Annotated in this window: 19 protein-coding genes; 4 read left to right on the top strand and 15 right to left on the bottom strand. The window is 65.0% G+C overall.

The window, feature by feature from the left end:
* Positions 1-226 precede the first annotated feature (226 nt).
* Positions 227-2,938, top strand: a complete 2,712-nt coding sequence (locus AC1D02_RS01660) for a TonB-dependent receptor (protein WP_477313047.1) — start codon at positions 227-229, stop codon at positions 2,936-2,938.
* Between the two features lie 61 nt (positions 2,939-2,999).
* Here AC1D02_RS01660 and corA read toward each other — a convergent pair whose 3' ends face one another.
* The 5 genes from corA to glnA form a co-directional block, all read right to left on the bottom strand.
* The gene (gene corA / locus AC1D02_RS01655; protein ID WP_477313045.1) at positions 3,000-3,965 is read right to left on the bottom strand and encodes a magnesium/cobalt transporter CorA; all 966 of its coding nucleotides are present in this window, start codon (positions 3,963-3,965) and stop codon (positions 3,000-3,002) included.
* Positions 3,966-4,071: 106 nt separating this feature from the next.
* Positions 4,072-5,556 (bottom strand): nitrogen regulation protein NR(I), encoded by a 1,485-nt coding sequence (ntrC, locus tag AC1D02_RS01650; RefSeq protein ID WP_477313043.1) that lies wholly within the window; start codon positions 5,554-5,556, stop codon positions 4,072-4,074.
* A 70-nt stretch (positions 5,557-5,626) separates the two neighbouring features.
* The gene (gene glnL / locus AC1D02_RS01645) at positions 5,627-6,703 is read right to left on the bottom strand and encodes a nitrogen regulation protein NR(II) (protein ID WP_477313041.1); all 1,077 of its coding nucleotides are present in this window, start codon (positions 6,701-6,703) and stop codon (positions 5,627-5,629) included.
* Positions 6,700-7,200, bottom strand: coding sequence for a DUF4124 domain-containing protein (locus tag AC1D02_RS01640; protein WP_477313039.1), 501 nt, complete (start codon positions 7,198-7,200; stop codon positions 6,700-6,702). The genes glnL and AC1D02_RS01640 overlap by 4 nt, the downstream gene beginning before the upstream one ends.
* 180 nt (positions 7,201-7,380) lie before the next feature.
* Positions 7,381-8,796: a type I glutamate--ammonia ligase gene (gene glnA / locus AC1D02_RS01635; protein WP_477313037.1), complete on the bottom strand. Its 1,416-nt coding sequence runs from the start codon at positions 8,794-8,796 to the stop codon at positions 7,381-7,383.
* Between the two features lie 262 nt (positions 8,797-9,058).
* Here glnA and AC1D02_RS01630 point away from each other — a divergent pair, with 262 nt between their 5' ends.
* Positions 9,059-9,517, top strand: a complete 459-nt coding sequence (locus AC1D02_RS01630; RefSeq protein ID WP_477313035.1) for a rhodanese-like domain-containing protein — start codon at positions 9,059-9,061, stop codon at positions 9,515-9,517.
* Here the strand turns inward: AC1D02_RS01630 and AC1D02_RS01625 are convergent.
* The 8 genes from AC1D02_RS01625 to AC1D02_RS01590 form a co-directional block, all read right to left on the bottom strand.
* Entirely contained in the window at positions 9,514-10,851 is a 1,338-nt protein-coding gene (locus tag AC1D02_RS01625) for a TAXI family TRAP transporter solute-binding subunit (RefSeq protein ID WP_477313968.1), read from the bottom strand. The two genes, AC1D02_RS01630 and AC1D02_RS01625, sit on opposite strands and share 4 nt — an antisense overlap.
* A gap of 161 nt (positions 10,852-11,012) precedes the next feature.
* Positions 11,013-14,510: a transglycosylase domain-containing protein gene (locus AC1D02_RS01620; protein WP_477313033.1), complete on the bottom strand. Its 3,498-nt coding sequence runs from the start codon at positions 14,508-14,510 to the stop codon at positions 11,013-11,015.
* 329 nt (positions 14,511-14,839) lie between these two features.
* Positions 14,840-15,676, bottom strand: a complete 837-nt coding sequence (locus AC1D02_RS01615; protein WP_477313031.1) for an EI24 domain-containing protein — start codon at positions 15,674-15,676, stop codon at positions 14,840-14,842.
* Complete coding sequence (locus AC1D02_RS01610) at positions 15,676-16,641, bottom strand: sterol desaturase family protein (protein ID WP_477313029.1); 966 nt, start codon at positions 16,639-16,641, stop codon at positions 15,676-15,678. The genes AC1D02_RS01615 and AC1D02_RS01610 overlap by 1 nt, the downstream gene beginning before the upstream one ends.
* Entirely contained in the window at positions 16,638-17,405 is a 768-nt protein-coding gene (locus AC1D02_RS01605; RefSeq protein ID WP_477313027.1) for a polysaccharide deacetylase family protein, read from the bottom strand. The genes AC1D02_RS01610 and AC1D02_RS01605 overlap by 4 nt, the downstream gene beginning before the upstream one ends.
* Complete coding sequence (locus tag AC1D02_RS01600) at positions 17,405-18,376, bottom strand: YncE family protein (RefSeq protein ID WP_477313025.1); 972 nt, start codon at positions 18,374-18,376, stop codon at positions 17,405-17,407. Before AC1D02_RS01600 ends, AC1D02_RS01605 begins: the two co-directional genes overlap by 1 nt.
* 157 nt (positions 18,377-18,533) lie before the next feature.
* A complete protein-coding gene (locus tag AC1D02_RS01595; protein WP_477313023.1) occupies positions 18,534-18,710 on the bottom strand; it encodes a hypothetical protein in 177 nt (58 codons plus the stop codon).
* Positions 18,707-19,015 carry a hypothetical protein gene (locus AC1D02_RS01590; protein WP_477313021.1) on the bottom strand — a complete coding sequence of 103 codons (309 nt, stop codon included), beginning with the start codon at positions 19,013-19,015 and terminating at the stop codon, positions 18,707-18,709. The genes AC1D02_RS01595 and AC1D02_RS01590 overlap by 4 nt, the downstream gene beginning before the upstream one ends.
* Positions 19,016-19,167: 152 nt before the next feature.
* Between AC1D02_RS01590 and AC1D02_RS01585 the strand changes: the two genes are divergently transcribed.
* The gene (locus tag AC1D02_RS01585; protein ID WP_477313019.1) at positions 19,168-19,524 is read left to right on the top strand and encodes an FKBP-type peptidyl-prolyl cis-trans isomerase; all 357 of its coding nucleotides are present in this window, start codon (positions 19,168-19,170) and stop codon (positions 19,522-19,524) included.
* Between the two features lie 35 nt (positions 19,525-19,559).
* Positions 19,560-19,817, top strand: coding sequence for an acyl-CoA-binding protein (locus AC1D02_RS01580; RefSeq protein WP_477313017.1), 258 nt, complete (start codon positions 19,560-19,562; stop codon positions 19,815-19,817).
* Positions 19,818-19,861: 44 nt separating this feature from the next.
* Here the strand turns inward: AC1D02_RS01580 and AC1D02_RS01575 are convergent, their stop codons facing one another.
* Positions 19,862-20,143, bottom strand: coding sequence for a polyhydroxyalkanoic acid system family protein (locus AC1D02_RS01575; RefSeq protein ID WP_477313015.1), 282 nt, complete (start codon positions 20,141-20,143; stop codon positions 19,862-19,864).
* A gap of 47 nt (positions 20,144-20,190) precedes the next feature.
* On the bottom strand, positions 20,191-21,390 hold the full coding sequence (locus AC1D02_RS01570) for a citrate transporter (RefSeq protein ID WP_477313013.1): 1,200 nt from the start codon (positions 21,388-21,390) through the stop codon (positions 20,191-20,193).
* Between the last annotated feature and the right edge of the window lie 75 nt (positions 21,391-21,465).

Below are 21,465 nucleotides of genomic sequence, written 5' to 3'. Positions count from 1 at the left end.
TCGCGCAAGCCGCCGTTGCGCCCTGCAACCGCAGCGGCTCCGTCATCTGTCAAGGTCCGCACTGTATGGAAACATTGCCGTTGCAATACGGCGTACGTACCGCCGTGTAAGGATTGACGCTCGGACATCGCAACACAATCATGCTCCATCCGGATTTTTGATAAGCACGATCCGGCCGCGGCGCCCCACCCTCGCGCCGCGCCAAGAACACCTACAAGGAGTTGTAATGATGATGGAAACCGTGTTGTCCCGCTCGTTGCGCCTGATGTTTTCCGGCGGCGTGGCCATCGGCCTGGGCTTTGCCGCCCAAGGCGCCCTGGCGCAGGACGCGACCGCCCCGATCCAGCGGGTGGAAATCACCGGCTCGGCGATCAAGCGCATCGACGCCGAAACCGCCGTCCCGGTCACCGTGCTGAAGATGGAAGACCTGAAGAAACAGGGCATCACCACCATCGAACAGGTCATGGCCAACCTGAGCTCCTCGCAGGCCTCGACCGGCACCAGCCAGGTGGTCGGCTCGAGCACCGGCGGCGCCTCGTTCGCCGACCTGCGCGGCATCGGCGCCAACAAGACGCTGGTCCTGCTGAACGGCCGCCGCCTGGCCAATAACGCCTTCGACAGCTCGGCGCCGGACCTGAACATGATCCCGTTCGCCGCGCTCGAGCGCGTCGAAGTGCTGCGCGACGGCGCCTCCTCGCTGTACGGCTCGGACGCGGTCGGCGGCGTGATCAACTTCATCACCCGCAAGGACTTCAAGGGCGGCACTATCACCCTCGGCGCCGACTCGCCGAAGGCCAAGGGCGGCTTCTCCAACAGCGTCAACGCCGGCTACGGCTTCGGCGACCTGGGCAGCGACGGCTACAACGTGTTCGCGATGGTCGACCACCAGCAGCAGCACCGCATCGGCGGCCTGCAGCGCCCGTACAACACGCGCTACGCCGGCGGCCTGTCGTCGTCGACCAGCCCGGCCAACTACTACCAGGACGACGCCAGCTACAACCCGGCGGCGCCCGACTGCACCAGCGGCAACAACCTGATTCCCGGCGGCGACGGCACCAGCTGCAAGATGACCACGTCGAGCTTCGTCGATTACATTCCGAAGAGCGAGCGCACCACCGGCCTGGTCAAGGCGACCTTCCGCATCAACGCCGACCATGAACTGGGCGTCGAATACCTGGGCAGCCAGAGCAAGGTCCAGAGCGCGATCGCGCCGGTGCCATATGGCGGCCTGTTCCAGAACCGGACCCGCGCCGACGGCTCGCCGAACCCGTTCTACCCGGTCAATCCGGCGCTGAACCCAGGTTTCTCCGACGGCTCCGAGGCGTTCACCGACGGCCTCAAGCCTGGCTACATCCACCTGAAATGGCGCGACCTGCCGAACGGACCTCGTTCGGACGACAACACCAACAAGCAGCAGCGCCTGGTCGTGTCGATGAACGGCACGCTGGCCGGCTGGGATTACCAGGGCGCCCTGACCTATAACGAAAACAAGGTCCAGGAAAACCTGAAGGGCTACAGCGACGGCGGCATCATCACCGCCGGCGTGCTCAACGGCATCATCAACCCGTTTGGCCCGCAGGATTCGGCCGGCGATGCCCTGATCGCCAGCGCGGCGCTCGACGGCACCGTGCAGACCGCCAAAGGCACCACCAAGACCGCCGACTTCCGCGTCAGCCGCGAACTGACCGACTGGTTCGGCGCCGGCCGCGGCGCCGCCCTGGCGCTGGGCGCCCAGGCATCGCGCGAAAACTTCCTGAGCGAAGCGAACTTCGACTATGCCTCCAAGGTCGTCGCCAGTACCGGCATCGATCCGAACTCGCACAACGAGGGGTCGCGCAACGTCTACGCCGCGTATGGCGAGCTGAACGTTCCGATCACCAAAGAGCTGGACGTGACGGCATCGGTGCGCTACGACAAGTACAGCGACTTCGGCAGCAGCACCAATCCGAAGTTCAGCTTCCGCTACCAGCCGACCAAGGCGCTGCTGGTGCGCGGCTCGTACTCGACCGGCTTCCGCGCGCCGTCGCTGTATGAAATCAATTCGGCCCAGGCCTACACCAACTCGGCCGACACGATCAGCGATCCGGTCAACTGCCCTGACGGCAAGAACGCGATCCCTGGCAAGTCGACCGCGGCGAACTGCAAGCAGCAGTTCCAGGTCCTGACCGGCGGCAACAAGAACCTGGAGCCGGAAAAGGCGCAGAACGCCACGCTGGGCCTGGTGTTCGAGCCGGTCAACAACCTGACCATCGGCGTTGACCTGTGGGCGATCCGCATGAAGCATGCGATCAGCTCGCTGTCCGACAACGACATCATCGGCGACCCCGCCACCTTCGCCTCGTACTATCACCGCAATGCGGCCGGCGACCTGGCGACGGACGGCTCGCAGTGCCCTAACCCGGCCACCTGCGGCTACCTGGACCTGCGCACGCAAAACCTGGGCAATACCAACACCAACGGTATCGACCTGAGCGCCACCTACCGCCTGCGCACCGCCGACTACGGCACGTTCAACTTCACGATGAACGACACCTACGTCAACAAGTACGAGTACCAGAACTTCATCGGCGACGTGTTCCACCAGAACGTCGGCGTGTACTCCGGCTCGAGCCCGGTGTTCAAGTGGCAGGACAACTTGAGCATGAACTGGAGCCGCGGCAACTTCGGCGGCGGCCTGTCGGCCCATTACAAGTCGGGCTACCTGGACCAGGAAAACGACTATAAGGCGAACCACCGCGTCGCCTCGTACTCGACCTTCGACGGCTACCTGTCGTACCAGGTCATCAAGGGCTTGACCTTGACCGGCGGCATCAAGAACATGTTCGACCGCAATCCGCCGCTGAGCTACCAGACCTCGACCTTCCAGGCTGGCTACGATCCGCGCTACACCGATCCGACCGGCCGCACGTTCTACCTGCGCGGCACCTACAACTTCTAAGTTGTCATGCGCGTAAAAAAGCCCGGGAGGATGATCTTCCCGGGCTTTTTTTCGTTCCGCGCTACAGCCAGCCGGAGCGCTTGAAGCGCCAGTACAGGTAGCCGCACACGCCGACCATCACGCCCACCGCGGCGAAATAGCCGTACTTCCATTCGAGCTCCGGCATGAACTTGAAATTCATGCCCCAGATGCCGGCGAACGCCGTGAACACGGCGAAGATCGCGGCCCATGCCGCCAGCCGCTTGTTCACTTCGCTCTCGTCGATCGCCACCATCGACAGGTTGACCTGGATCGCGGTGCTGATGGTGTCGCGGATGGTATCGAGGGTGCCGGCGATGCGGTACAGGTGGTCGTGCACGTCGCGGAAGTATTCCTGGGTGTCGATGCAGATCGCCGGCACCCGGCCGCCGTACAGCCGGCCGACGCCTTCCATCAGCGGCATCACCGCGTGGCGCAGGGTCAGCACCTTGGACTTGAGTTCGTACAGGCGCTCGATGTTGGCGCGCTGCGAGCCCTGGATGAAGATGCGGTCCTCGATGGTCTCCAGTTCCGATTCGAGCATGTCGACCACCGGGAAGTAGCGGTCCACCACCGCGTCCATCAGCGCGTACAGCACGAAGGCCGAGCCTTGCGCCAGCAGGTGCGGCTCGCGCTCGGCGCGCGCGCGCACGCCCAGGAATCCCTGGGTCGCGTTGCGGCGCGACGACAGCACGTAGTTGGGGCCGACGAACACGTCGACCTCGCCCACCACCATCTTGCCTTCGACCAGTTCGACGGTCTGCATCACGGCGAACAGCGAGTCGCCGTACTCCTCGACCTTGGGACGCTGGTTGCCGCGCCGGGCGTCCTCCACCGCCAGTTCGTGCAGGCCGAATTCCTCCTGCATGGTCTTCAGCTCGGCGGGATCGGGTTCGCGCAGCGCGACCCAGACGAAGGTGCCGGGCTTGGCGAGGTAATCGCTGATTTCCTCGACCGGGATGTCGGAGAGTTTTTTGCCTTCCTGGTAGGCGACGCAGTTGATCAGCATTTGATGAGGTTATGGACGCGATGGCGCCCAGCTTACTATATCGGCGCGCAGGATGAGGTTACAGCTTGCAAAGGTCCGACCCGTGGGGTCAGACCCAGGTGTGAAGCTACTCGTCTTTCGCGCCGTCGATCCCCAGCTCGGCGATCTTGCGGGTGATGGTGTTGCGGCCGATCCCGAGACGCACAGCGGCGTCGTTCTTGCGCCCGTGCGTGTGCTTGAGCGCCGTCTTGATCAGCGCCGACTCGAACTGCTTGCCCAGCACGTCCATCACCTCGCCCTCGCCGGCACTGAGCATGCTGGCCGCCTGCAGCTCCAGCAGGCCGATCCAGCCGCCCGCCGCGCCCATCTCGGCCAGCGTCGGGCCGCCGTGGTGGACCCGCCCCCAGGGGCCGGCCTCGGCCAGCGGGGCCGGCGCCATCGGCTCGGCGATCGCGTCCTGGGTCTTGGTCAGCTCCAGCGGCAGGTCCTTGACCTCGACCGTCTGGCCGGGCGCCATCACGGTGATCCAGTTGCACAGGTTTTCCAGCTGGCGCACGTTGCCCGGCAGGTCGAGGCCGGACAGGAAGTGCAGCGCCGACTCGCTCATGCGCTTCGCTTCGACGCCGAGCTGGCGCGCGCTCTGCACCAGGAAGTGGCGCACCAAAATGGGGATATCCTCGCGCCGCTCCCGCAAACTGGGCAGGCGCAGGCGGATCACGTTGAGGCGATGGTACAGGTCTTCGCGAAACAGGCCGTCGCGCACCCGCTGCTCGAGGTTCTGGTGGGTCGCGGTGATCACGCGCACGTTGGCCTTCATCGGCTGGTGCCCGCCGACCCGGTAGAAGTGGCCGTCGGACAGCACCCGCAGCAAGCGGGTCTGCAGGTCGAACGGCATGTCGCCGATCTCGTCGAGGAACAGGGTGCCGCCCTCGGCCTGCTCGAAGCGGCCGCGCCGCGTCGCCTGCGCGCCGGTGAAGGCGCCGCGCTCATGGCCGAACAGCTCGGACTCGAGCAGGTCCTTCGGAATCGCCGCGGTGTTCAGGGCGATGAAGGGCTGCTGCGCGCGCGGGCTGTGCTTGTGCAGCGCGCGCGCCACCAGCTCCTTGCCGGTGCCCGACTCGCCGGTGATCAGCACCGTCACGTTCGACTGCGACAGGCGCCCGATCGCGCGGAACACTTCCTGCATCGCCGGCGCCTGGCCGAGGATCTCGGGGGTGTCGGCCGGCGCCGCCTCGACGCTGGCCTCGCGCAGGCTCTCCTCCAACGCGCGGCGGATCAGCTCCACCGCCTTGTCGATGTCGAAGGGCTTGGCCAGGTATTCGAAAGCGCCGCCCTGGAACGCGGCGACCGCCGAGTCGAGGTCGGAGAAGGCCGTGATGATGATGACCGGCAGGCCGGGGTGGCGCTCCTTCACCGCCGACAGCAGGTCGAGGCCGGACTCGCCCGGCATGCGGATGTCCGACACCAGCACTTGCGGCGTCTCGTTTTCGAGCGCGGCCATCGCGTCGCGCGCATTGGCAAAGCTGCGCGTGGCCAGGTTCTCGCGCGCCAGGGCCTTTTCCAGCACCCAGCGGATCGAGGCGTCGTCGTCGACAATCCAGATTGGTTTCATGTAGTTCAGCTTCCCCGCAATATGGATCTTCAATTGGTCGGGATCTGGTCCCCCGCCCCTGCGCCGCGGCTTATGGCAGCGGCAGCAGGATCCGGAAGTCCGTCAATCCAGGCCGGCTCTCGCATTCGATCACGCCCAGGTGCTGCTGCACGAAGGTCTGCGCCAATGTCAGCCCCAGCCCGCTGCCGCCCTCCCTGCCCGACACCAGCGGATAGAAAATGCGGTCGCGGATCTGCGGCGAGATGCCCGGTCCATTGTCGATGATATGCAAGTCTAATGCCAGCCCGTAGCGAACCTTCGCCAAGGTCACCTGGCGCGCCACGCGGGTGCGGAAAATCAGCTCGGCGTCGCCAGCTTCGATGCGCTCGCCCAGCGCCTGGGCGGCGTTGCGGGCGATGTTCAGCACCGTCTGGATCAGCTGTTCCTTGTCGCCCCTGAACTCGGGAATCGAGGCGTCGTAGTCGCGCCGGATCGTCAGGCCGTTGGGGAATTCGGCCAGCATCAGGCTGCGCACCCGCTCGCACACCTCGTGGATGTTAACGTCGCCGACGATGTGCGGCCGGCGGTGCGGCGCCAGCAGGCGGTCCACCAGCGTCTGCAGGCGGTCCGCTTCCTTGATGATCACCTGGGTGTATTCGCGCAGCGCGGTCAGGTGCAGCGCCGGCAGCTCCAGTTCGAGCAGCTGCGCGGCGCCGCGGATGCCGCCCAGCGGGTTCTTGATCTCGTGCGCCAGGTTGCGGATCAGCTCCTTGTTGACCTGGCTCTGGTCGAGGATGCGCTCCTCGCGATCGAGCTTGAGCTGCTGGACGTTCTCGCGCAGTTCGACCACCACGTCGCCCTCGCCGGTGGCGCTGACGATGCTGTGCACGTGCAGCGGTTCGCGCCCGGCGCGTTCGAGCATCAGGTCCTGGCGCAGGTCGGCGTACTTGTGCGCCAGCGCCTGCGCGCACAGCTTGACCAGTTCGTCGGCGTTGGCGAACAGCGCCGCCAGCTGCATGCGCGCCAGCGATTTGGCGGACGTCTCGAGCAGGTGTTCGGCGGCGGCGTTGGCGTAGACGATGCCGCCGTCGGGGCCGACCAGCAGCACCGCCGACGCCAGCAGGTCGAGGCCGGCCAGGCGCGCGTCGCCGGCAGCGCTGCGGCTCATCGGATGTTCGCGATCTCGCGCTTGAGGGCGTCGACGTTCTTCTCGGCGCGGCCGATGCTGTCCTTCATCTGCGCCACGCGCTCCTGGTACTTGGCGTAATTGCGCTCGCCGCCCTGGCGTTCCGGCTCGCCGTTGTTGAAGTCGCGCCGCAGGTCGGCCAGCTTCTTCTCTTCGTCGCGCAATTCGTCGGTGAGGATGCCGCGGCGGTCGTCGTCGCGCGCCTTCTGCTGCGAGGTGTTCACCTTGGGGAAATCGGCCGGCACCACCGCCGGCGCGCGCGCGGGCGACGGCGCGTTGCTGCTGCGGTGCTGCGGCGGCGCCGGAATCTGGCCCAGGCCTTCCAGCACCTTGCAATTGCGCTTGTTGATGTCGGTGAATTCGATGCGGCCGTCGGCGTCGACGCACTTGTAGATCGTGCTGTCGGCGTGCGCGGCGGCGCCGCACAGCAGCAGCGAAAGCGCTGCAATAGCGGCAGGTACGGCGAGACGGCTTGTCATTGGCATCAGGGCAGCACGCGGCGGGCGTGCGATAAATTGGCTCAACCCGAATATACAACATTCGAAAAAAAACGCGATGAAAGACGTGGCTTTCATCGCGTTTTTTACACGGCATTTACACATTCGATGTCAGCGCATTCACAGCTGCTGCCATCGCGATAACGCCTTTTGTCGAAATGCTTACAGCGAGTAGTACATGTCGAATTCGGCCGGGTGCGTGGTCATGCGCATGCGCTGCACGTCCTGCATCTTCAGCTCGATGTAGGCATCGATCATGCTGTCGCTGAACACGCCGCCGCGGGTCAGGAACTCGCGGTCCTTGTTCAGCGCGTCGAGGGCTTCTTCGAGCGACGAGCAGACGGTCGGGATCAGCGCGTCTTCTTCCGGCGGCAGGTGGTACAGGTCTTTCGACGCTGCCTCGCCCGGATGGATCTTGTTGGCGATGCCGTCCAGGCCGGCCATCAGCAGCGCGGCGAAGCACAGGTAGACGTTGGCCAGCGGATCCGGGAAGCGCGTCTCGATGCGGCGGCCCTTCGGGTTCGCCACGTGCGGGATGCGGATCGAGGCCGAACGGTTGCGGGCCGAGTAGGCCAGCTTGACCGGCGCTTCGAAGCCCGGCACCAGGCGCTTGTACGAGTTGGTGCCCGGGTTGGTGATTGCGTTCAGGGCCTTGGCGTGCTTGATGATGCCGCCGATGTAGAACAGCGCGGTCTCCGACAGGCCGGCATAGCCGTCGCCGGCGAACAGGTTCTTGCCGTCCTTCCAGATCGACTGGTGCACGTGCATGCCCGAGCCGTTGTCGCCGACGATAGGCTTCGGCATGAAGGTCGCGGTCTTGCCGTAGCTGTGCGCCACGTTCCACACCACGTACTTCAGGTTCTGGGTCCAGTCGGCGCGCTCGACCAGGGTCGAGAAGCGGGTGCCGATTTCGTTCTGGCCGGCGCCGGCCACTTCGTGGTGGTGCACCTCGACCGGGATGCCCATCGCTTCGAGGATCAGGCACATCTCCGAGCGCATGTCCTGGAACGAGTCGACCGGCGGGACCGGGAAGTAGCCGCCCTTGACGGTCGGACGGTGGCCATGGTTGCCGCCTTCGGTTTTCGCGTCGGTGGCCCACGAGGACTCGTCCGAATCGATCTTCACGAAGCAGCCCGACATGTCGATCTTCCAGCGCACGGAATCGAAGATGAAGAATTCAGGCTCGGGACCGAAGTAGGCGGTGTCGCCCTGGCCCGACGATTTCAAATAGGCTTCGGCGCGCTTGGCGATCGAGCGCGGGTCGCGGTCGTAGCCCTTGCCATCGGACGGCTCGATCACGTCGCACTGCATGAACAGCGTGGTCTCTTCCATGAACGGGTCGATGTTGGCGGTCGACGGATCCGGCATCAGGATCATGTCGGACGCTTCGATGCCCTTCCAGCCGGCGATCGAGGAGCCGTCGAAGGCGTGGCCGGACTCGAATTTGTCGAGATCGAAGTGGGACACAGGCACGGTGACGTGCTGCTCTTTGCCGCGCGTATCCGCGAAACGGAAATCAACGAATTTGACTTCGTTGTCCTTGGCCATCTTCAACACTTCTGCGGCGGTCTTTGCCATTCAAATCTCCTAAATTAAAAAGGGGGTGCGCTTCGCCAAGAGGCGACGCAAACTCACAGCGCATTCGTAGCAGATTCCATGCCAGCCGAAATTGGGCAGCGGCAAGCTGAACAACGACGGGGGCAACGTGTTGGGGAGAAAATATTGCACCATTTTGGTGCATTTTACGTCAAACGCACCATTTTGGTGCATCGCGCCCCAAAAGTGCGAATTTGCTACTGACTCTATAATAGGCTATCCACTGCCCATCGGGAACCCAGCCATGAACGTCGTCGACCAACTTCTCGCCACTGCCCGCCAGCGCGGGACCGACCAGCCGTATGCCGGCGCCGTGACGCCGCAGGAAGCGTTCGCGCTGTTGCAGGCCGCACCGAACGCCAAGCTGGTCGACGTGCGCACCAATGCCGAGCGCCACTGGGTCGGCCAGGTGCTGCTGCCGCCCGGCCAGCACACAGCGGTGGAATGGAGCAGCTGGCCGAGCGGCACCGCCAATCCGCAGTTCGTCGAGCAGCTGTGCGAAGTGGCCGGCAAGGACGACGTGCTGCTGTTCATGTGCCGCTCCGGCGTGCGCTCGCGCCATGCGGCCAAGCTGGCGACCGAGCATGGCTTCCACAACGCCTTCGACATCCTCGAAGGCTTCGAGGGCGACAAGGACGCCGCCGGCCACCGCAAGCAGGTCGCCGGCTGGTGCAAGGCCGGCCTGCCCTGGATCGGCGGCTAGCGCGCCACCGCGGCGGCGGTCTTCATCGTCAGCACGCGCTGGCGCACGAAGTTGATGTGGCTGCGCAGGCCGTACAGGCTGTCGGCGAACGCCAGCGGGATCGACATGCGGTTCACGCGCTCCTCGATGTCCTCCAGACGCTTGAGCAGCTCGGCGCAGATCTGGTCGCGGCGCGGGCCGTCGGCCTCGTCGAGCGCCTGCTCCACCGAGCGCAGCTGCCCGTACCAGCGGTACACGCGCGACTTGATGCGCCACACGTACAGCGGCGGCACCACTTTCGAAAACGGGATGATCAGCGCGGCCAGCGCGACCACCACCACCCACAGGCGGTCGAACAGGTTGGCGACCCAGAACGGCATATAGCGCTGCAGCAGCGGCGGGCCGTCCTTGTAGAACTTGGCCGCTTCGCGCGCGACCGGAATTTCGGTGTATTGCGGCGACGGGAACTGGCCCTGCTTCTGGAACCAGCCGGCGCCGCCGTGGATTTCGCTGGCGGCCTGCACGAACAGTTCGACCAGCGCCGGATGCAGGTTGGCGCGCGCGACCAGGGTGGCGGTCGGCGCGATCAGGTGATAGTCCTGCGGCGGCAGGTCGCGTCCGAGGTCGACGATCCCGCGCGGCAGCACCACGTGCGACAGGAACGGCAGGCGGCGCGCGTAGGCCTCGGCCTGGTCGAAGTTGAACAGCTTGATGCCAGGCGTCTGCAGCAGCATCTGCACCAGCAGCGCGTCGGGTCCGGACGAGAACACCAGGCCGTCGATGCGCCCTTCCAACAGTTCCACCACCGCCGGCGTGTTTTCCAGCGCGCCGATGGTCAGGTCGGCCGGTTCGACGCCGTTCAGCGACAGCACCTGGCGGAACAGTTTCGGGATGCCGGTGCCTTCCGGACCGAGATTAATTTTCAGGCCCTTGAGCTGATTGAGCTGGGTGACCTTCACCGGTTCGCGCAGGAACAGCCACACCGGTTCGGTGAACAGGCTGCCCAGCGACACCAGGCCCTTGCGATGCGCCTCGGCTTCGCTGGTCGAGCCGCTCTGCACGAACGCCACATCGACCTTGCCTTCCTGGAGCCGCTGCAGGTTGTCCTGCGAGCCGAGCGAGCGCACCTGCATGACCTTGACGCCGTCCCTGGCCAGCACGGCCGCGTACTTCCTGCCGAACTCCTCGTAGGCGGTATTTTCCTGGCCCGTGGCGAGCGACACGTGGCGCGGCGGCGCCGGATCGACGATCACGTAAGCGAGCGCGCAGACGGCGGCGATCACCAGCATGGTTGGGCCGGCAGCGGCCACCAGGTCGCGGAAAGAGAACTGGGTGAACTTGCGAATGCGGGACATCAGGCGGCGTGGAGGTTTCATGGATCGCTAAGATGCCCACATTCGCGCGACTATGCAAGCGCCGCATGAAAAATGGGGTCAGGTCGCGCAGGACCTGACCCCGATGCTTTCGGCGCCGCGTGAATGCTCGGGGTCTGGTCCTGCGGACCTGACCCCATTTGCTAGAACAGCTCTTGCGGCCGCTGCGGCACTTCCTCTTTCGGTTTCGGCGCCGCCTTCTTAACCGCTTTCGGTTTGTCCTCCACCGCGGCCGGATCTTTCGGTTTGGCGACGGCCGCTTTGGGTTTGTCTTCAGCGACAGCAGGCTCCTTCGGTTTCAGCGGGGCTGCCTTCGGCTTTTCAGCCCCTTCCGGCGCCTTCTCGACCTTCGCCTCTGCGACAACCGGAGCAGCCTTCGCCGCTTCCGCCGCGGCCTTGTGCTTTGCCGCCGCCTCGGGATCGATCATCGGCATCAAGGTCGGCGCCAGGGCCACCAGCAATTGCACCGGCAGCGCGCTGGTGAAGTCGTAATGCTCCGCCTCCGGCCCGTGTACATATGCCGTCATGCTGCCGAAGAAGCGCTCGCCGATGTTGAAGACGAAGGTCGCCGAGCGGTTGACGAAGCGCGACTCGATCAGCCGTCCGCCTCCGCCATACACGTCGAAACGCTGGTCGCCGGTGCCGGTCTTGCCGCCCACCGCGATGATGTTGCCGTCGGCCGCGACGAACGCCGACTTGACGCGCTTGGCGGTGCCGTCCGAGACCACGCCGCGGATCTCTTCGGCGACGACCCGCGCCACCTCCGCTGAAATCGGCTGCTCGAACTTGTCGTTCTTGACGTGCCTGACGACGGTCTCGTACGGCGTGTCCTTGGCGAAGTGCAGCGTGTCGATCTTCTGGATCGGCTTGCGCTGGCCCTGATTGACGATGATGCCCATCATCTCGGCCAGCGCGGCCGGCCGGTCGGCCGACGCACCCAGCACGGTGGCGTACGACGGCACCAGCGAGTCGAACGGATAGCCCATCTTCTTCCACTGTGCGTGGATCTTCTGGAACGCTTCGATTTCGATCAGGCCGGCGATGCGCTTGTCCTGCGCGTGCTTGCGGTGCGTGTTGATCAGCCACGAATACACTTCCTGGCGTTCCTTGACGCTGGCGTCGGCCACTTCTTTCCAGCCCGCGCCCTGGTGCAGGCGCATGTAGCCGACCGCCCACAGTTCGAGCGGATGCAGCGACGACAGGTAGCCGCGGTCCTGCAGCGACATGACGTTTGGCGCGTAGGTCTCGTACATCTTGGCGATCTTCTCGGCCGGCACCTCGTTGGTCGACGGCAGGTTGGCGTTCAGGTAGGCGCCGAATTCGGCCAGCGTCGCCTGCGGATACACGGTGCGGTGCACCGCGGCCAAACGCGCCGGCGTCGGACGGAAGCTGGCGAGCAGGATCTTGTCCATTTCGGCCGGCGTCTTGCCCTTGTACTTGTTGAAGAACTTGCCGAGGAATTCGCGGCCCTCGCGATCGGCGAAGCGCGCCAGGTACTCGGCGCGGCGCGGGTCGTCCGAATCGGCCAGCAGCGACGCCGAGGAACCGGGCAGCTGGAACATGTAGTAGCGCACCACGTCGCGCATCATGCGCACGAACACCAGGTTGGTCGAGTTGCGCAGCGCCTGGCGCAAGGTCAGGATGCGCGAGTCGTCCAGCTTGCTGAAGTTGCCGAAGTGGTGCAGGCCGCCGCCGGTAAAGAAGCCTTCGCCCGGATTGCCCGAGTACTTGCGCTCCATCGCCGCTTCGAGCATCGCCTTCAGGCTGCGGTCGCCGCCCGACTTCAGGCCCTGGAAGTATTCGACGCCCCACAGCGACATGCGGTCCTTCGGATCGATCGCCACCTTTTTCAGTTCGGCCGGCGTCATCGGCTCGAAGCGCTGGTGCAGCTGCTCGACGATGTCCATGTAGGTGACCAGCGTGCGCAGCTTGGCGGTCGAGCCGAGATCGAGCTTGGCGCCTTCGTTGATGTCGAGCGGCTGGTCGTAGTTGTCGGTCTGGACGCGCAGGAAGTTGGCGTTCGGCCCGCGCTCGATCAGCGTGAAGCTGTACACCACGTTGGCCGGATTGCCGTTGCCCAGCATGCCCTTGCCGGTCAGGCCGGCGGCGACCGCGTTCTCGTTGTTGGTCAGGCTGCGCAGCTTTTCGGTGACGGCCTTCTGCGCTTCGGCGTTCAGCGTGCTCGATACCGACAGATCGAGGCGGTCGAGGTTATACAGGCGCGAGTCGCCCAGCAGGCCGGCCAGGTGGGTGCGCACCGCGTTCGACGCCTTGCGCGTGGTGAAGCTGTTGGCCGCGGGCGGCGCGACGCCGGTGCCGGCCGCCGGATGCAGCTTCTGCGCCGCTGCGAGGTCGCGCAGCGCGGGCGTGATCACGCCGGCCTGCGCCAGCACGCGCAGGTGGGTGTTGGTCAGCTCTTCCAGGTCCTGCGCGCCGGCGCCGAGGTAGTGCGCGGGACGGCGCTGGGCGATGAACAGCGACAGCGCCTGCTTGTAGGCGAGCGCCGCTTCCGGCGTGTCGACCGGGCCGCGCAGCGCGCGGTTGAGCTCATTGAATTCGCGGCCGTACCACACCCACATGCCGTCGCCGATGCCGTTCACTTCGCCGTAGCCGAGCTTGGCCGACAGCGGCACCGTATTGATGTAGTCGACCACGATCTGGCGCCGCGCCAGCGTGGTGTCCTCGCCGCCCTGGTAAGCGCGCAAGGCGGCCGAGACCATCTGGTGGTATTTGTCGGACAGGGAACTGGTGCGCCCATCGGGCGAGTGGCGGTACTTTTCGATCTGGGTGGCCAGCGTGCTGCCGCCGGCCGAGCGTTTGTCGCCGCCTTTGACGACGTGCAGCGATTTATCGAACACCGCCTTGCTGAAGCGGTCCCACTCGACGGCCGGATTGCGCTTCGGGTAGGTGGTGTCGAGCAGCTCGCGGTTCTCGATGAACAGCAGGCTTTTCACCAGCAGCAGCGGAGTCGTCTCGAAGCCGTTGTAGACGCGCTCCGGGAAGCGCGCGGTGAAGATCGGCTGGTTCTTGTAGTCGAAGATGTCGAGGCCGACGCGGGTCTTTTCGCGGTACGTGGAAAAGAAGCCCATGTCGGCCAGCTCGACCATCTTGGGCGACATGCGTGCCTGGGCGGTGACTTCGTAGTCGTGCGCCTTCAGCTTGGCCAAGTAGTCCGGCATGTTGGCGTAGCCAAGCCGCTCGTCGTACGGGCTGTCGGATGGGAAGCGGATCGCATTGCTCGGCCCCGGCTCGACCTTGTAGCTGATCTTCCTGGCGAGGCCGGAGAAGAAGCTGGCCTGCATCGACGAGGTGCGGGTTTCCTGGATCAGCAGCCAGGTCAGCACCGACAGCAGCATGAGCAGCACAAGCAGCAGCGCCGGCTTGATGCGGCTGCGCTTGCGCTTCGGCGGCACCTGGTCGGGCGCGGCGCCGTCGGGCGGCGGCGCGCCGCCTTCGGTCCCGGGCTCGGGCACCAGTTGCAGGTGCGGCTGGGGATAATGCGGACGGGACGCATCGGCGCCCTCGCCCTCCACCGCCGGCGCGGTGCGCGTGCGGCCCAGATTGATCGACGCGGCGCGCTCGCGCAGCTTGCGCACCGCGTTGGCGACGCTGTTCGGACGATCTTCGATATTACTTTCCATGATGGCTCAACCAGTTTGAATCTTTGCGTTCCGCGTTTTTCGTGCCGACCATCGCCATCCTTGCAGGGGTCGGTTTCGAACAACGCGGCCGTTTCGAATTAGTGCGAATTTCAACCAAAACCCGACGTCGGAAATTGGCACTCGCATACGTACATTCCACCACATCAACGCTCCGGACACGTCAGACATATCGACAAATAGTCGCGCGCCCGATTTTTTTCGCAAAAAAACAACGCCCGCATCCGCACAGGCGGCCACGAGCGTTATGTAGTTCACATAAGGATGAGATCGACACGACAACAAGGCCGCGCGTTGGCGATTCGATGCTGTTAGTTTGCCACGATTTCGGCGCCCGCCTGCGCCGATTTTTCGCCGGCGCGCAGCTCGGCCAGCGCCTGCAGGCAGAAGTACTGGAACCACAGGCCGGTGAAGATGAAGATCACCAGATACAGCCAGATCGAGATCATCGCCAGGAACGGGAACAGCACCACCGAGATCAGCGCGCCGCCGATCCAGACGATGCCGGGCAGCGCGCCGGCGGCGCCCGACAGCATGCCGATCGCCAGCAGCGCGCCGCGGCGCGCATGGATGATCGCGCGGCGCTCGTCGGCGCTGGCGTAATCGGCCAGCGCGTCGTAGCTCATCACGCGCATGGTCAGCCAGCCCCACAGCGCCACCTGGGCAGCCAGCGCCAGCGGCGGGAAGAAGTACAGCGGCAGCGTGCATAGCCACAGCAGCAGGAACAGCAGCGCCGATCCGAGCGACAGCATGACGCTGCCGGCCAGGCTGCCGCCCTTGCGCTTCTCGAGCGTCGCGAACTGGCGCGCGCCGACGTGGCGGGCGATCGCCGGCATCGCCGCCACGCCCATGAACAGCAGCGACGTCATGATCATCAGCGGCAGCAACAGCAGCATCGCCGCCAGCGGCACCGCGACCGTTTTCAGCATGCCCATGCCGAACATCGACAGCAGGCTGCCGCTGGTCTTGTAGCCGCCGTAATCGGTAAACAGCGACTGCACGTAGTCGACCAGCGGCTGGAAGCCGAAATACAGCAGCGCGGCCCACAGCGCCACCGACAGCAGGAAAGGCACGATCGACAGCAGCAGCATGCGGCCGCTGAACTGCGACGCCAGCGCCCGCCCGTAGGCGTTCAGCACCGCGCGCATCACGCGGCGCCCTTGCGCGCATATTCGACCATGCGCTTCAGGCCGAACCACTGCTGCTGCCAGAAACCGCGCCCGTAGTTGCGGCCTTCCAGCTGGTCGCGCACGCCGGTGCGGGCGAACTGCGTGTCGAAGCGCGCGGTGCGGAACAGCAGGTCCCATACCGGCAGCAGCACGCCGAAATTGCAGCCGCCCAGCGTGCCCTTGCCGGCCGATTCGTGGCCGACGCCGATCGCGTGGTGGGTGCGGTGATAGCGCGGCGACACCAGCAGGCGTTCGCCGATGCGGCCGAAATGGATCCGCACGTTGGCGTGCTGCAGGCTTTGCAGCACGCGCGACAGCGACACCAGCAGCACGAACTGGCCGGGCGGCACGCCGATCGCCAGCGCGACGATGGCCATCACGATATCGCGCAGCAGGTCGTCGAGCAGGTGGTTGCGGTTGTCGCTCCACAGGTTCATGTCGCGCTGGCTGTGGTGAAGGCTGTGCAGGCCCCACCACCAGTCGAAGTGGTGCTGGGCGCGGTGGAACCAGTAATCGCAGAAGTCCAGCACCACCAGGTACAGCAGGAAGCTGGCCAGCGGCGGCATCGACGGCAGCAGCGATTCGAGGTTGAACGGATGCACGCCTTCGAGGCGCAGCAGGCCGGCAATGTGGTCCATCAGCGGATCGAGCGTGAAGAAGATCGCGATCGAGAACAGGCCGAGGCGGTGCACCAGCGTGTAGATGAAATCGTTCCAGCGCGCGCGCTTGTCGGACAGCGGGTGCACCGGGATCAGCGCTTCGAGCGGCCGCAGCACCAGGTACAGCGCGGCCAGTTCGACCAGGCCGATAAGGAACCACTCGGTGCCTTCGAAGGCCTCTTCGGTGAACTCACCGAGGCCGCTGATGAACATGAAGGGCTCGACGGCGTGCTCGAACAGCCAGCCCTGGGCGGCGCCAAACAGGTCGATGAAAAACTGGATCATGGCTTTTTCGGAAAATCGGGATGCTCACGCAGTGTAGCGAAACACATGCCTTTTTGCTGGAGTCCGGTGATCAGGGGCTCGAGCACGGCCGGCGCCCACGGGTCCTTGCGCGACCAGATGCCCAGGTGCGCGACGAAGATGTCGCCGTCCTTCAGCCTGGCCAGCGCGCGCTTGAGCAGCACGCTGTTGGGGAAGGCCTCGCTCGAGGTCTCGTCGCCCGAGAAGCCGGCCGGCGCCCAGCCGAAGTGGGTGTAGCCGCAGGCCTTGCCGGCGGCCAGCGTGCGCGGCGACACCTTGCCGCCCGGCGCGCGCCAGATCGGATCGAGCCGGCGGCCGGTCAGTTCATTGAAGCGCCGGTCGACGCGTTTCAGTTCGGCGCAATACTCGGCCGGGGTCCACGACAGGGTCTTGCCGGCGCTGGCGCCGAACTGCGGCTTGACCTCGATGTTGCCGTTCGCGCCGTCGCCCTTGTAATAGACGTGGTCGAAGGTGTGGGTGCCGAACGCGTGGCCTTCGGCGGCGCGCGCTTTCCAGAACGGCGCCCAGGACGGGTCGAGCGACCAGTCGCCGCGCGTGGTCTTCTCGTTGGCCATGAAGAAGGTGGCCTTGACGTGATGGCGGTTCAGGGTCGCGGCGATGAACTCGGCCTGCGACTGGCTGCCGGTGTCGAAGGTCAGGTAGACCGTGCCGCGGCAGGCGTCGGCGGCATCGGTCTGGGATGCGGCCGCCAGCAGCAAGGCGGCCAGCGCGCGGCGGCGGCTCATCACATCCGCGGCGCGGAGTCGGCGAAGAACACGCCGTGGGGCGAGCGCCCGACCGGGATCAGCTTGACGATCTTGCGCGTGGCGACGTCGATCACGGCGACCTTCTTGATCCAGCGCAGCGTGACCCAGAGGGTCTTGCCGTCGCGGGTCAGCTCCATGCAGTCCGGGCCGCCGGGCACGTTGATGGTGCCGACGTTTTCCAGCGTGACCTGGTCGATGATGTTGATCGAGTTCGACACGCGGTTCGACACGAAGGTGTGGCGCTTGTCGCCCAGCGAGCGGAAGTTGTGGGTGCCATCGCCGGCCTTGATGCGCTTGACGGTTTTCTGGGTGCGCCAGTCGATCACCTCGACGTAATCGGATCCCATGATCCCGACCAGCAGGTACTTGTCGTCCGGCGTCATCGCGATCCCCGCCGGCAGCTTGCCGACCGGGATGGTCCACTTGACCGCGCCGGAGGCCAGGTCGATGGCGCTGACCTGGTCGCTGCCCTGGCGCGTGATGAAGACGGTATCGCTGGCCTTGTTGAAGGCCATGTGGCTTGGCAGCTTGCCGAGCGGGATGCGGCGGGTCAGGGTCAGGTTGGCGCCGTCGTACTTGTAGATGTCGACGCGGTCGAGGCGCAGCGAAGCGCTGACGAACCATTTCTGGTCGGGCGAGAAGCCGATCTGGTACGGGTCGAACACATCCTTGAGCTTGCGCTGGATCTGGCCGGTGATCGGGTCGAGGAAGATCAGTTCGTTGCCGACGGAGCTGGCGACGATGACCGACTTGTTGTCGGGCGTGGCCATCAGGTGGTGCGGCTCCTTGCCGACGGCGAACGTCGCCACCTCGGCATAGGTTTCCTGGTTCAGCAGCTTGACGGTGGCGTCGCGCGAATTGAGGACGACCACGACATTGGCGTGGGCCGCGCCGGCGAGCAGGGCAAGACAGAGGAAGGACGACAACAACCTGTGAAAACTGCGCAGCATGGGAGGATATTCGCTCGTAGGGGGCCAAAGTACATATTCTACGTGGAAATCCCTGGTGCGTTCTGCTTTAACGCGACAATCGAACCCGGCGGCAACATCCGGCGCGCGAAGACGGGAGCAGGTCTTGACCTGACCCCGCCGTTAACGCTGCAGCCGATCAGTGCGGGCCGGGCGTAACGGACGGCTTGCCTTTACCGTCTGCGACAGGACGAGCATCCCGCAGCTTGCGATAGAGTCTTGCAATCAGCTTGGGCAAGAATGCGAGTACCTCAGCGGCTATCAGAAAACTGCCGAAAAAGCCTCGCTTCGCTGCGTCCAGGTATTCGTTGCTCATTTGGTCGCCTCCCATCCCCTCATGATAATCCGATATGCGCCGACCGAGATCACCGACGCGAATAAGAGTGAGTCTCCATAAACTAAATAAAGTTCAATCAGGTTGAAAAATTCATTTAGCTGAGTCGAAAACGGATGCGTAGCTTGCAAGGAAGCCAGCCCCCAGGACATTCCCCACGCCAAGACAACCAGCGTCAGGAAAAGGACGGTCGACCCAACAAAATGGAAGATCAGCTCGATCACAGCCTTCACATATTGCCGGAACTCCCTGGTACGTACGGCGAACAAGATGTATTCCCAGAGCATTGAGGGTCTCCTAGAGAAGGGTCAGCGTATCAGCCGAAGGGGGCATCCATGAGACGTTCAATTTTTCGCAAAGTTCGCCAGATCCCCCCAATTGGCGCTTTGATACGCCATGCACTACAATTCCCCAACACTCTCATTCTAGAAAGACAACCATGACCACGACCACCACAGATTCCGGCCTGCAGTACGAAGACACCACCGTCGGCAGCGGCGCCGAAGCGAAGGCCGGCCAGCACGTCACCGTGCACTACACCGGCTGGCTGCGCAACGACGACGGCAGCACCGGCGCCAAGTTCGATTCGAGCAAGGACCGCAACGATCCGTTTCAGTTTTCGCTGGGTGCCGGCCAGGTCATCCGCGGCTGGGACGAAGGCGTGCAGGGCATGAAGGTCGGCGGTTCGCGCCGCCTGACCATCCCGGCCAGCCTCGGCTACGGTGCACGCGGCGCCGGCGGCGTGATTCCCCCGAACGCCACGCTGATTTTCGACGTCGACCTGCTCGCCGTCTAAGCAGCACCCTTCCCGTCCCGTCCACAGGAGTTTTTATGAGCTTGCAAGAACAGTTTGCCCAGGCCCAGGCCGATTCGAAGAACCTGCCCGAGCGTCCCGACAACATGACCTTGCTGAAGATTTATGGCTTGTACAAGCAAGCGTCGGCAGGCGATGCGACCGGGGAGCGTCCGGGCTTTACCGACATGATCGGCCGCGCCAAGTTCGATGCGTGGGATGGCTTCAAGGGCACCTCGAAGGAAGAAGCGATGCAGCAGTACATCGACCTGATCGAGGAATTGAAAGAGGAATAAGCAGTACCGGGCTCGGGTCGCGCTGACCTGAGCCTGTTTTCGCGTCACGCCGCAGCGAACACCTTCTTCATGCTTTCGGCGACCTTCGCTTCGATGGTCGACGCAAACGCCCCCATTAAAAATCCCAGCTTGATCACCATGCGCGCCTGCTGCTCCTGCAAGGTCAGCGCGCCCTGCACGCCGCTGCGCTCGAAATGCAGCACGTCGCCCTGCCATCTACACGCCAGCTGATAATCGCGCGCCAGTTTGTCCGCCACCTTTTGCGCCGCTTCGCGCGCCGCCGTTGCGCTCAGGCCGTGCGCCTGAACGATGCTGATATCCGCCATCCGTTGCTGCCTTCCGATTTCGAGTAATCCGCCATGATGCCAGCAGCTCAGCCAGGATGCCAGCCCAGCAGCGCCAGCATCACGAAAAATCCGACGACATAGGCGACGATTACGTGCCAGCCGTGGCGCACCCACAACTTCACCGAGCGCGCTTCCGGATACATGTTCGACAAGGCCACGCCGGCGGACGAGCCGAACCAGATCATCGACCCGCCGAAGCCGACCGCGTAGGCCAGGAAGGCCCAGTCGAAGCCGCCCTGGCGCAGCGCCAGCGCGGTCAGCGGGATGTTGTCGAACACCGCGGACACGAAACCGAGCGTCAGCGCCGACTGCCAGCTTGGCGCCGGCAGCGCCTCGACCGGCATCGACGACGCGGCCCACACCAGCGCCAGCAAAAAGGCCGCGCCCTTGGCCGCGCCGGGCAGCACGCTCCAGTCGGGCCGGCGCAGCGCGGCGGTGACGAGGATCGCGGCCCACAGCGCCAGTCCGAGGAAAGGCGCGGTCTCGCTCCAGTGGCGCAAGCGCAGGTTGAGCAGCAGGTTGGCGCCGATCGCCGCCAGCAGGATCAGCACGACGATGAGCACGCGCGCCCAGTCGACGCGGGCGCCGGCCGGCGCGTCCCTGACGATGGCGCAATGCGCGTGCTGCGCCAGCGACGCCGGCACCGCGCACACGGCCAGCGCCGCCACGCCCGCCACATAGGCCGGGAACACCTGCATCGGACGAACGCCGGCCAGCCACATCATCGTGGTGGTGGTGTCGCCGACGACGCTGCCGCAGCCGCCCGCGTTGGACGCGGCGACGATGGCCGCCAGGTAACCGATGTGCACCTTGCCGCGAAAGACCGAGTGCGCGACGGTGCCGCCGATGATCGCCGCGGCGATGTTGTCGAGGAAGCTGGAAATGACGAACACCGACGCCAGCAGCACCAGCGGCCCGGTCCAGCCGTCGGGCAGGTAGTCGGGCAGTCTGGCGGGGATGCCGCTGTCCTCGAAGTGGCGCGCCAGCAGCGCGAAGCCGAGCAGCAGCGCCAGCAGGTTGGCCAGCCCGACCCACTCGGCGCCGGCGTGGCCCAGCAATCCGGCCAGCCCCGCCCCTTCGTGATACGGCGCGAACAGCACCTTGTACAGCGTGATCGCGGCCGCGCCGGCCAGCGCCGTGGCCAGGGTGCTGACGTGGGCGAACGCGATCATGCCCAGCACGATCGCGAACAGGAAAAACTCCAGGGGAATGCCGGCGATGAGCATGAAAGTTCCCGATTGTTGTCGTTATCAGCGGGGCATTTTATCCCACCGAATTGTCAATTGATGAGTATCAAGCGG

The organism is Massilia sp. P1_C10 (genome assembly GCF_056406475.1).
The sequence above is the reverse complement of the archived record's forward strand: the minus strand, read 5'-3'. Positions and strand labels throughout refer to the sequence as shown.

Bases quoted from the DNA above. Each gene is read 5' to 3' on its own strand.
- AC1D02_RS01660 (WP_477313047.1), top strand. From the start codon at position 227: ATGATGATGGAAACCGTGTTGTCCCGCTCGTTGCGCCTGATGTTTTCC.
- corA (WP_477313045.1), bottom strand. From the start codon at position 3,965: ATGCTGATCAACTGCGTCGCCTACCAGGAAGGCAAAAAACTCTCCGAC.
- ntrC (WP_477313043.1), bottom strand. From the start codon at position 5,556: ATGAAACCAATCTGGATTGTCGACGACGACGCCTCGATCCGCTGGGTG.
- glnL (WP_477313041.1), bottom strand. From the start codon at position 6,703: ATGAGCCGCAGCGCTGCCGGCGACGCGCGCCTGGCCGGCCTCGACCTG.
- AC1D02_RS01640 (WP_477313039.1), bottom strand. From the start codon at position 7,200: ATGACAAGCCGTCTCGCCGTACCTGCCGCTATTGCAGCGCTTTCGCTG.
- glnA (WP_477313037.1), bottom strand. From the start codon at position 8,796: ATGGCAAAGACCGCCGCAGAAGTGTTGAAGATGGCCAAGGACAACGAA.
- AC1D02_RS01630 (WP_477313035.1), top strand. From the start codon at position 9,059: ATGAACGTCGTCGACCAACTTCTCGCCACTGCCCGCCAGCGCGGGACC.
- AC1D02_RS01625 (WP_477313968.1), bottom strand. From the start codon at position 10,851: ATGTCCCGCATTCGCAAGTTCACCCAGTTCTCTTTCCGCGACCTGGTG.
- AC1D02_RS01620 (WP_477313033.1), bottom strand. From the start codon at position 14,510: ATGGAAAGTAATATCGAAGATCGTCCGAACAGCGTCGCCAACGCGGTG.
- AC1D02_RS01615 (WP_477313031.1), bottom strand. From the start codon at position 15,676: ATGCGCGCGGTGCTGAACGCCTACGGGCGGGCGCTGGCGTCGCAGTTC.
- AC1D02_RS01610 (WP_477313029.1), bottom strand. From the start codon at position 16,641: ATGATCCAGTTTTTCATCGACCTGTTTGGCGCCGCCCAGGGCTGGCTG.
- AC1D02_RS01605 (WP_477313027.1), bottom strand. From the start codon at position 17,405: ATGAGCCGCCGCCGCGCGCTGGCCGCCTTGCTGCTGGCGGCCGCATCC.
- AC1D02_RS01600 (WP_477313025.1), bottom strand. From the start codon at position 18,376: ATGCTGCGCAGTTTTCACAGGTTGTTGTCGTCCTTCCTCTGTCTTGCC.
- AC1D02_RS01595 (WP_477313023.1), bottom strand. From the start codon at position 18,710: ATGAGCAACGAATACCTGGACGCAGCGAAGCGAGGCTTTTTCGGCAGT.
- AC1D02_RS01590 (WP_477313021.1), bottom strand. From the start codon at position 19,015: ATGCTCTGGGAATACATCTTGTTCGCCGTACGTACCAGGGAGTTCCGG.
- AC1D02_RS01585 (WP_477313019.1), top strand. From the start codon at position 19,168: ATGACCACGACCACCACAGATTCCGGCCTGCAGTACGAAGACACCACC.
- AC1D02_RS01580 (WP_477313017.1), top strand. From the start codon at position 19,560: ATGAGCTTGCAAGAACAGTTTGCCCAGGCCCAGGCCGATTCGAAGAAC.
- AC1D02_RS01575 (WP_477313015.1), bottom strand. From the start codon at position 20,143: ATGGCGGATATCAGCATCGTTCAGGCGCACGGCCTGAGCGCAACGGCG.
- AC1D02_RS01570 (WP_477313013.1), bottom strand. From the start codon at position 21,390: ATGCTCATCGCCGGCATTCCCCTGGAGTTTTTCCTGTTCGCGATCGTG.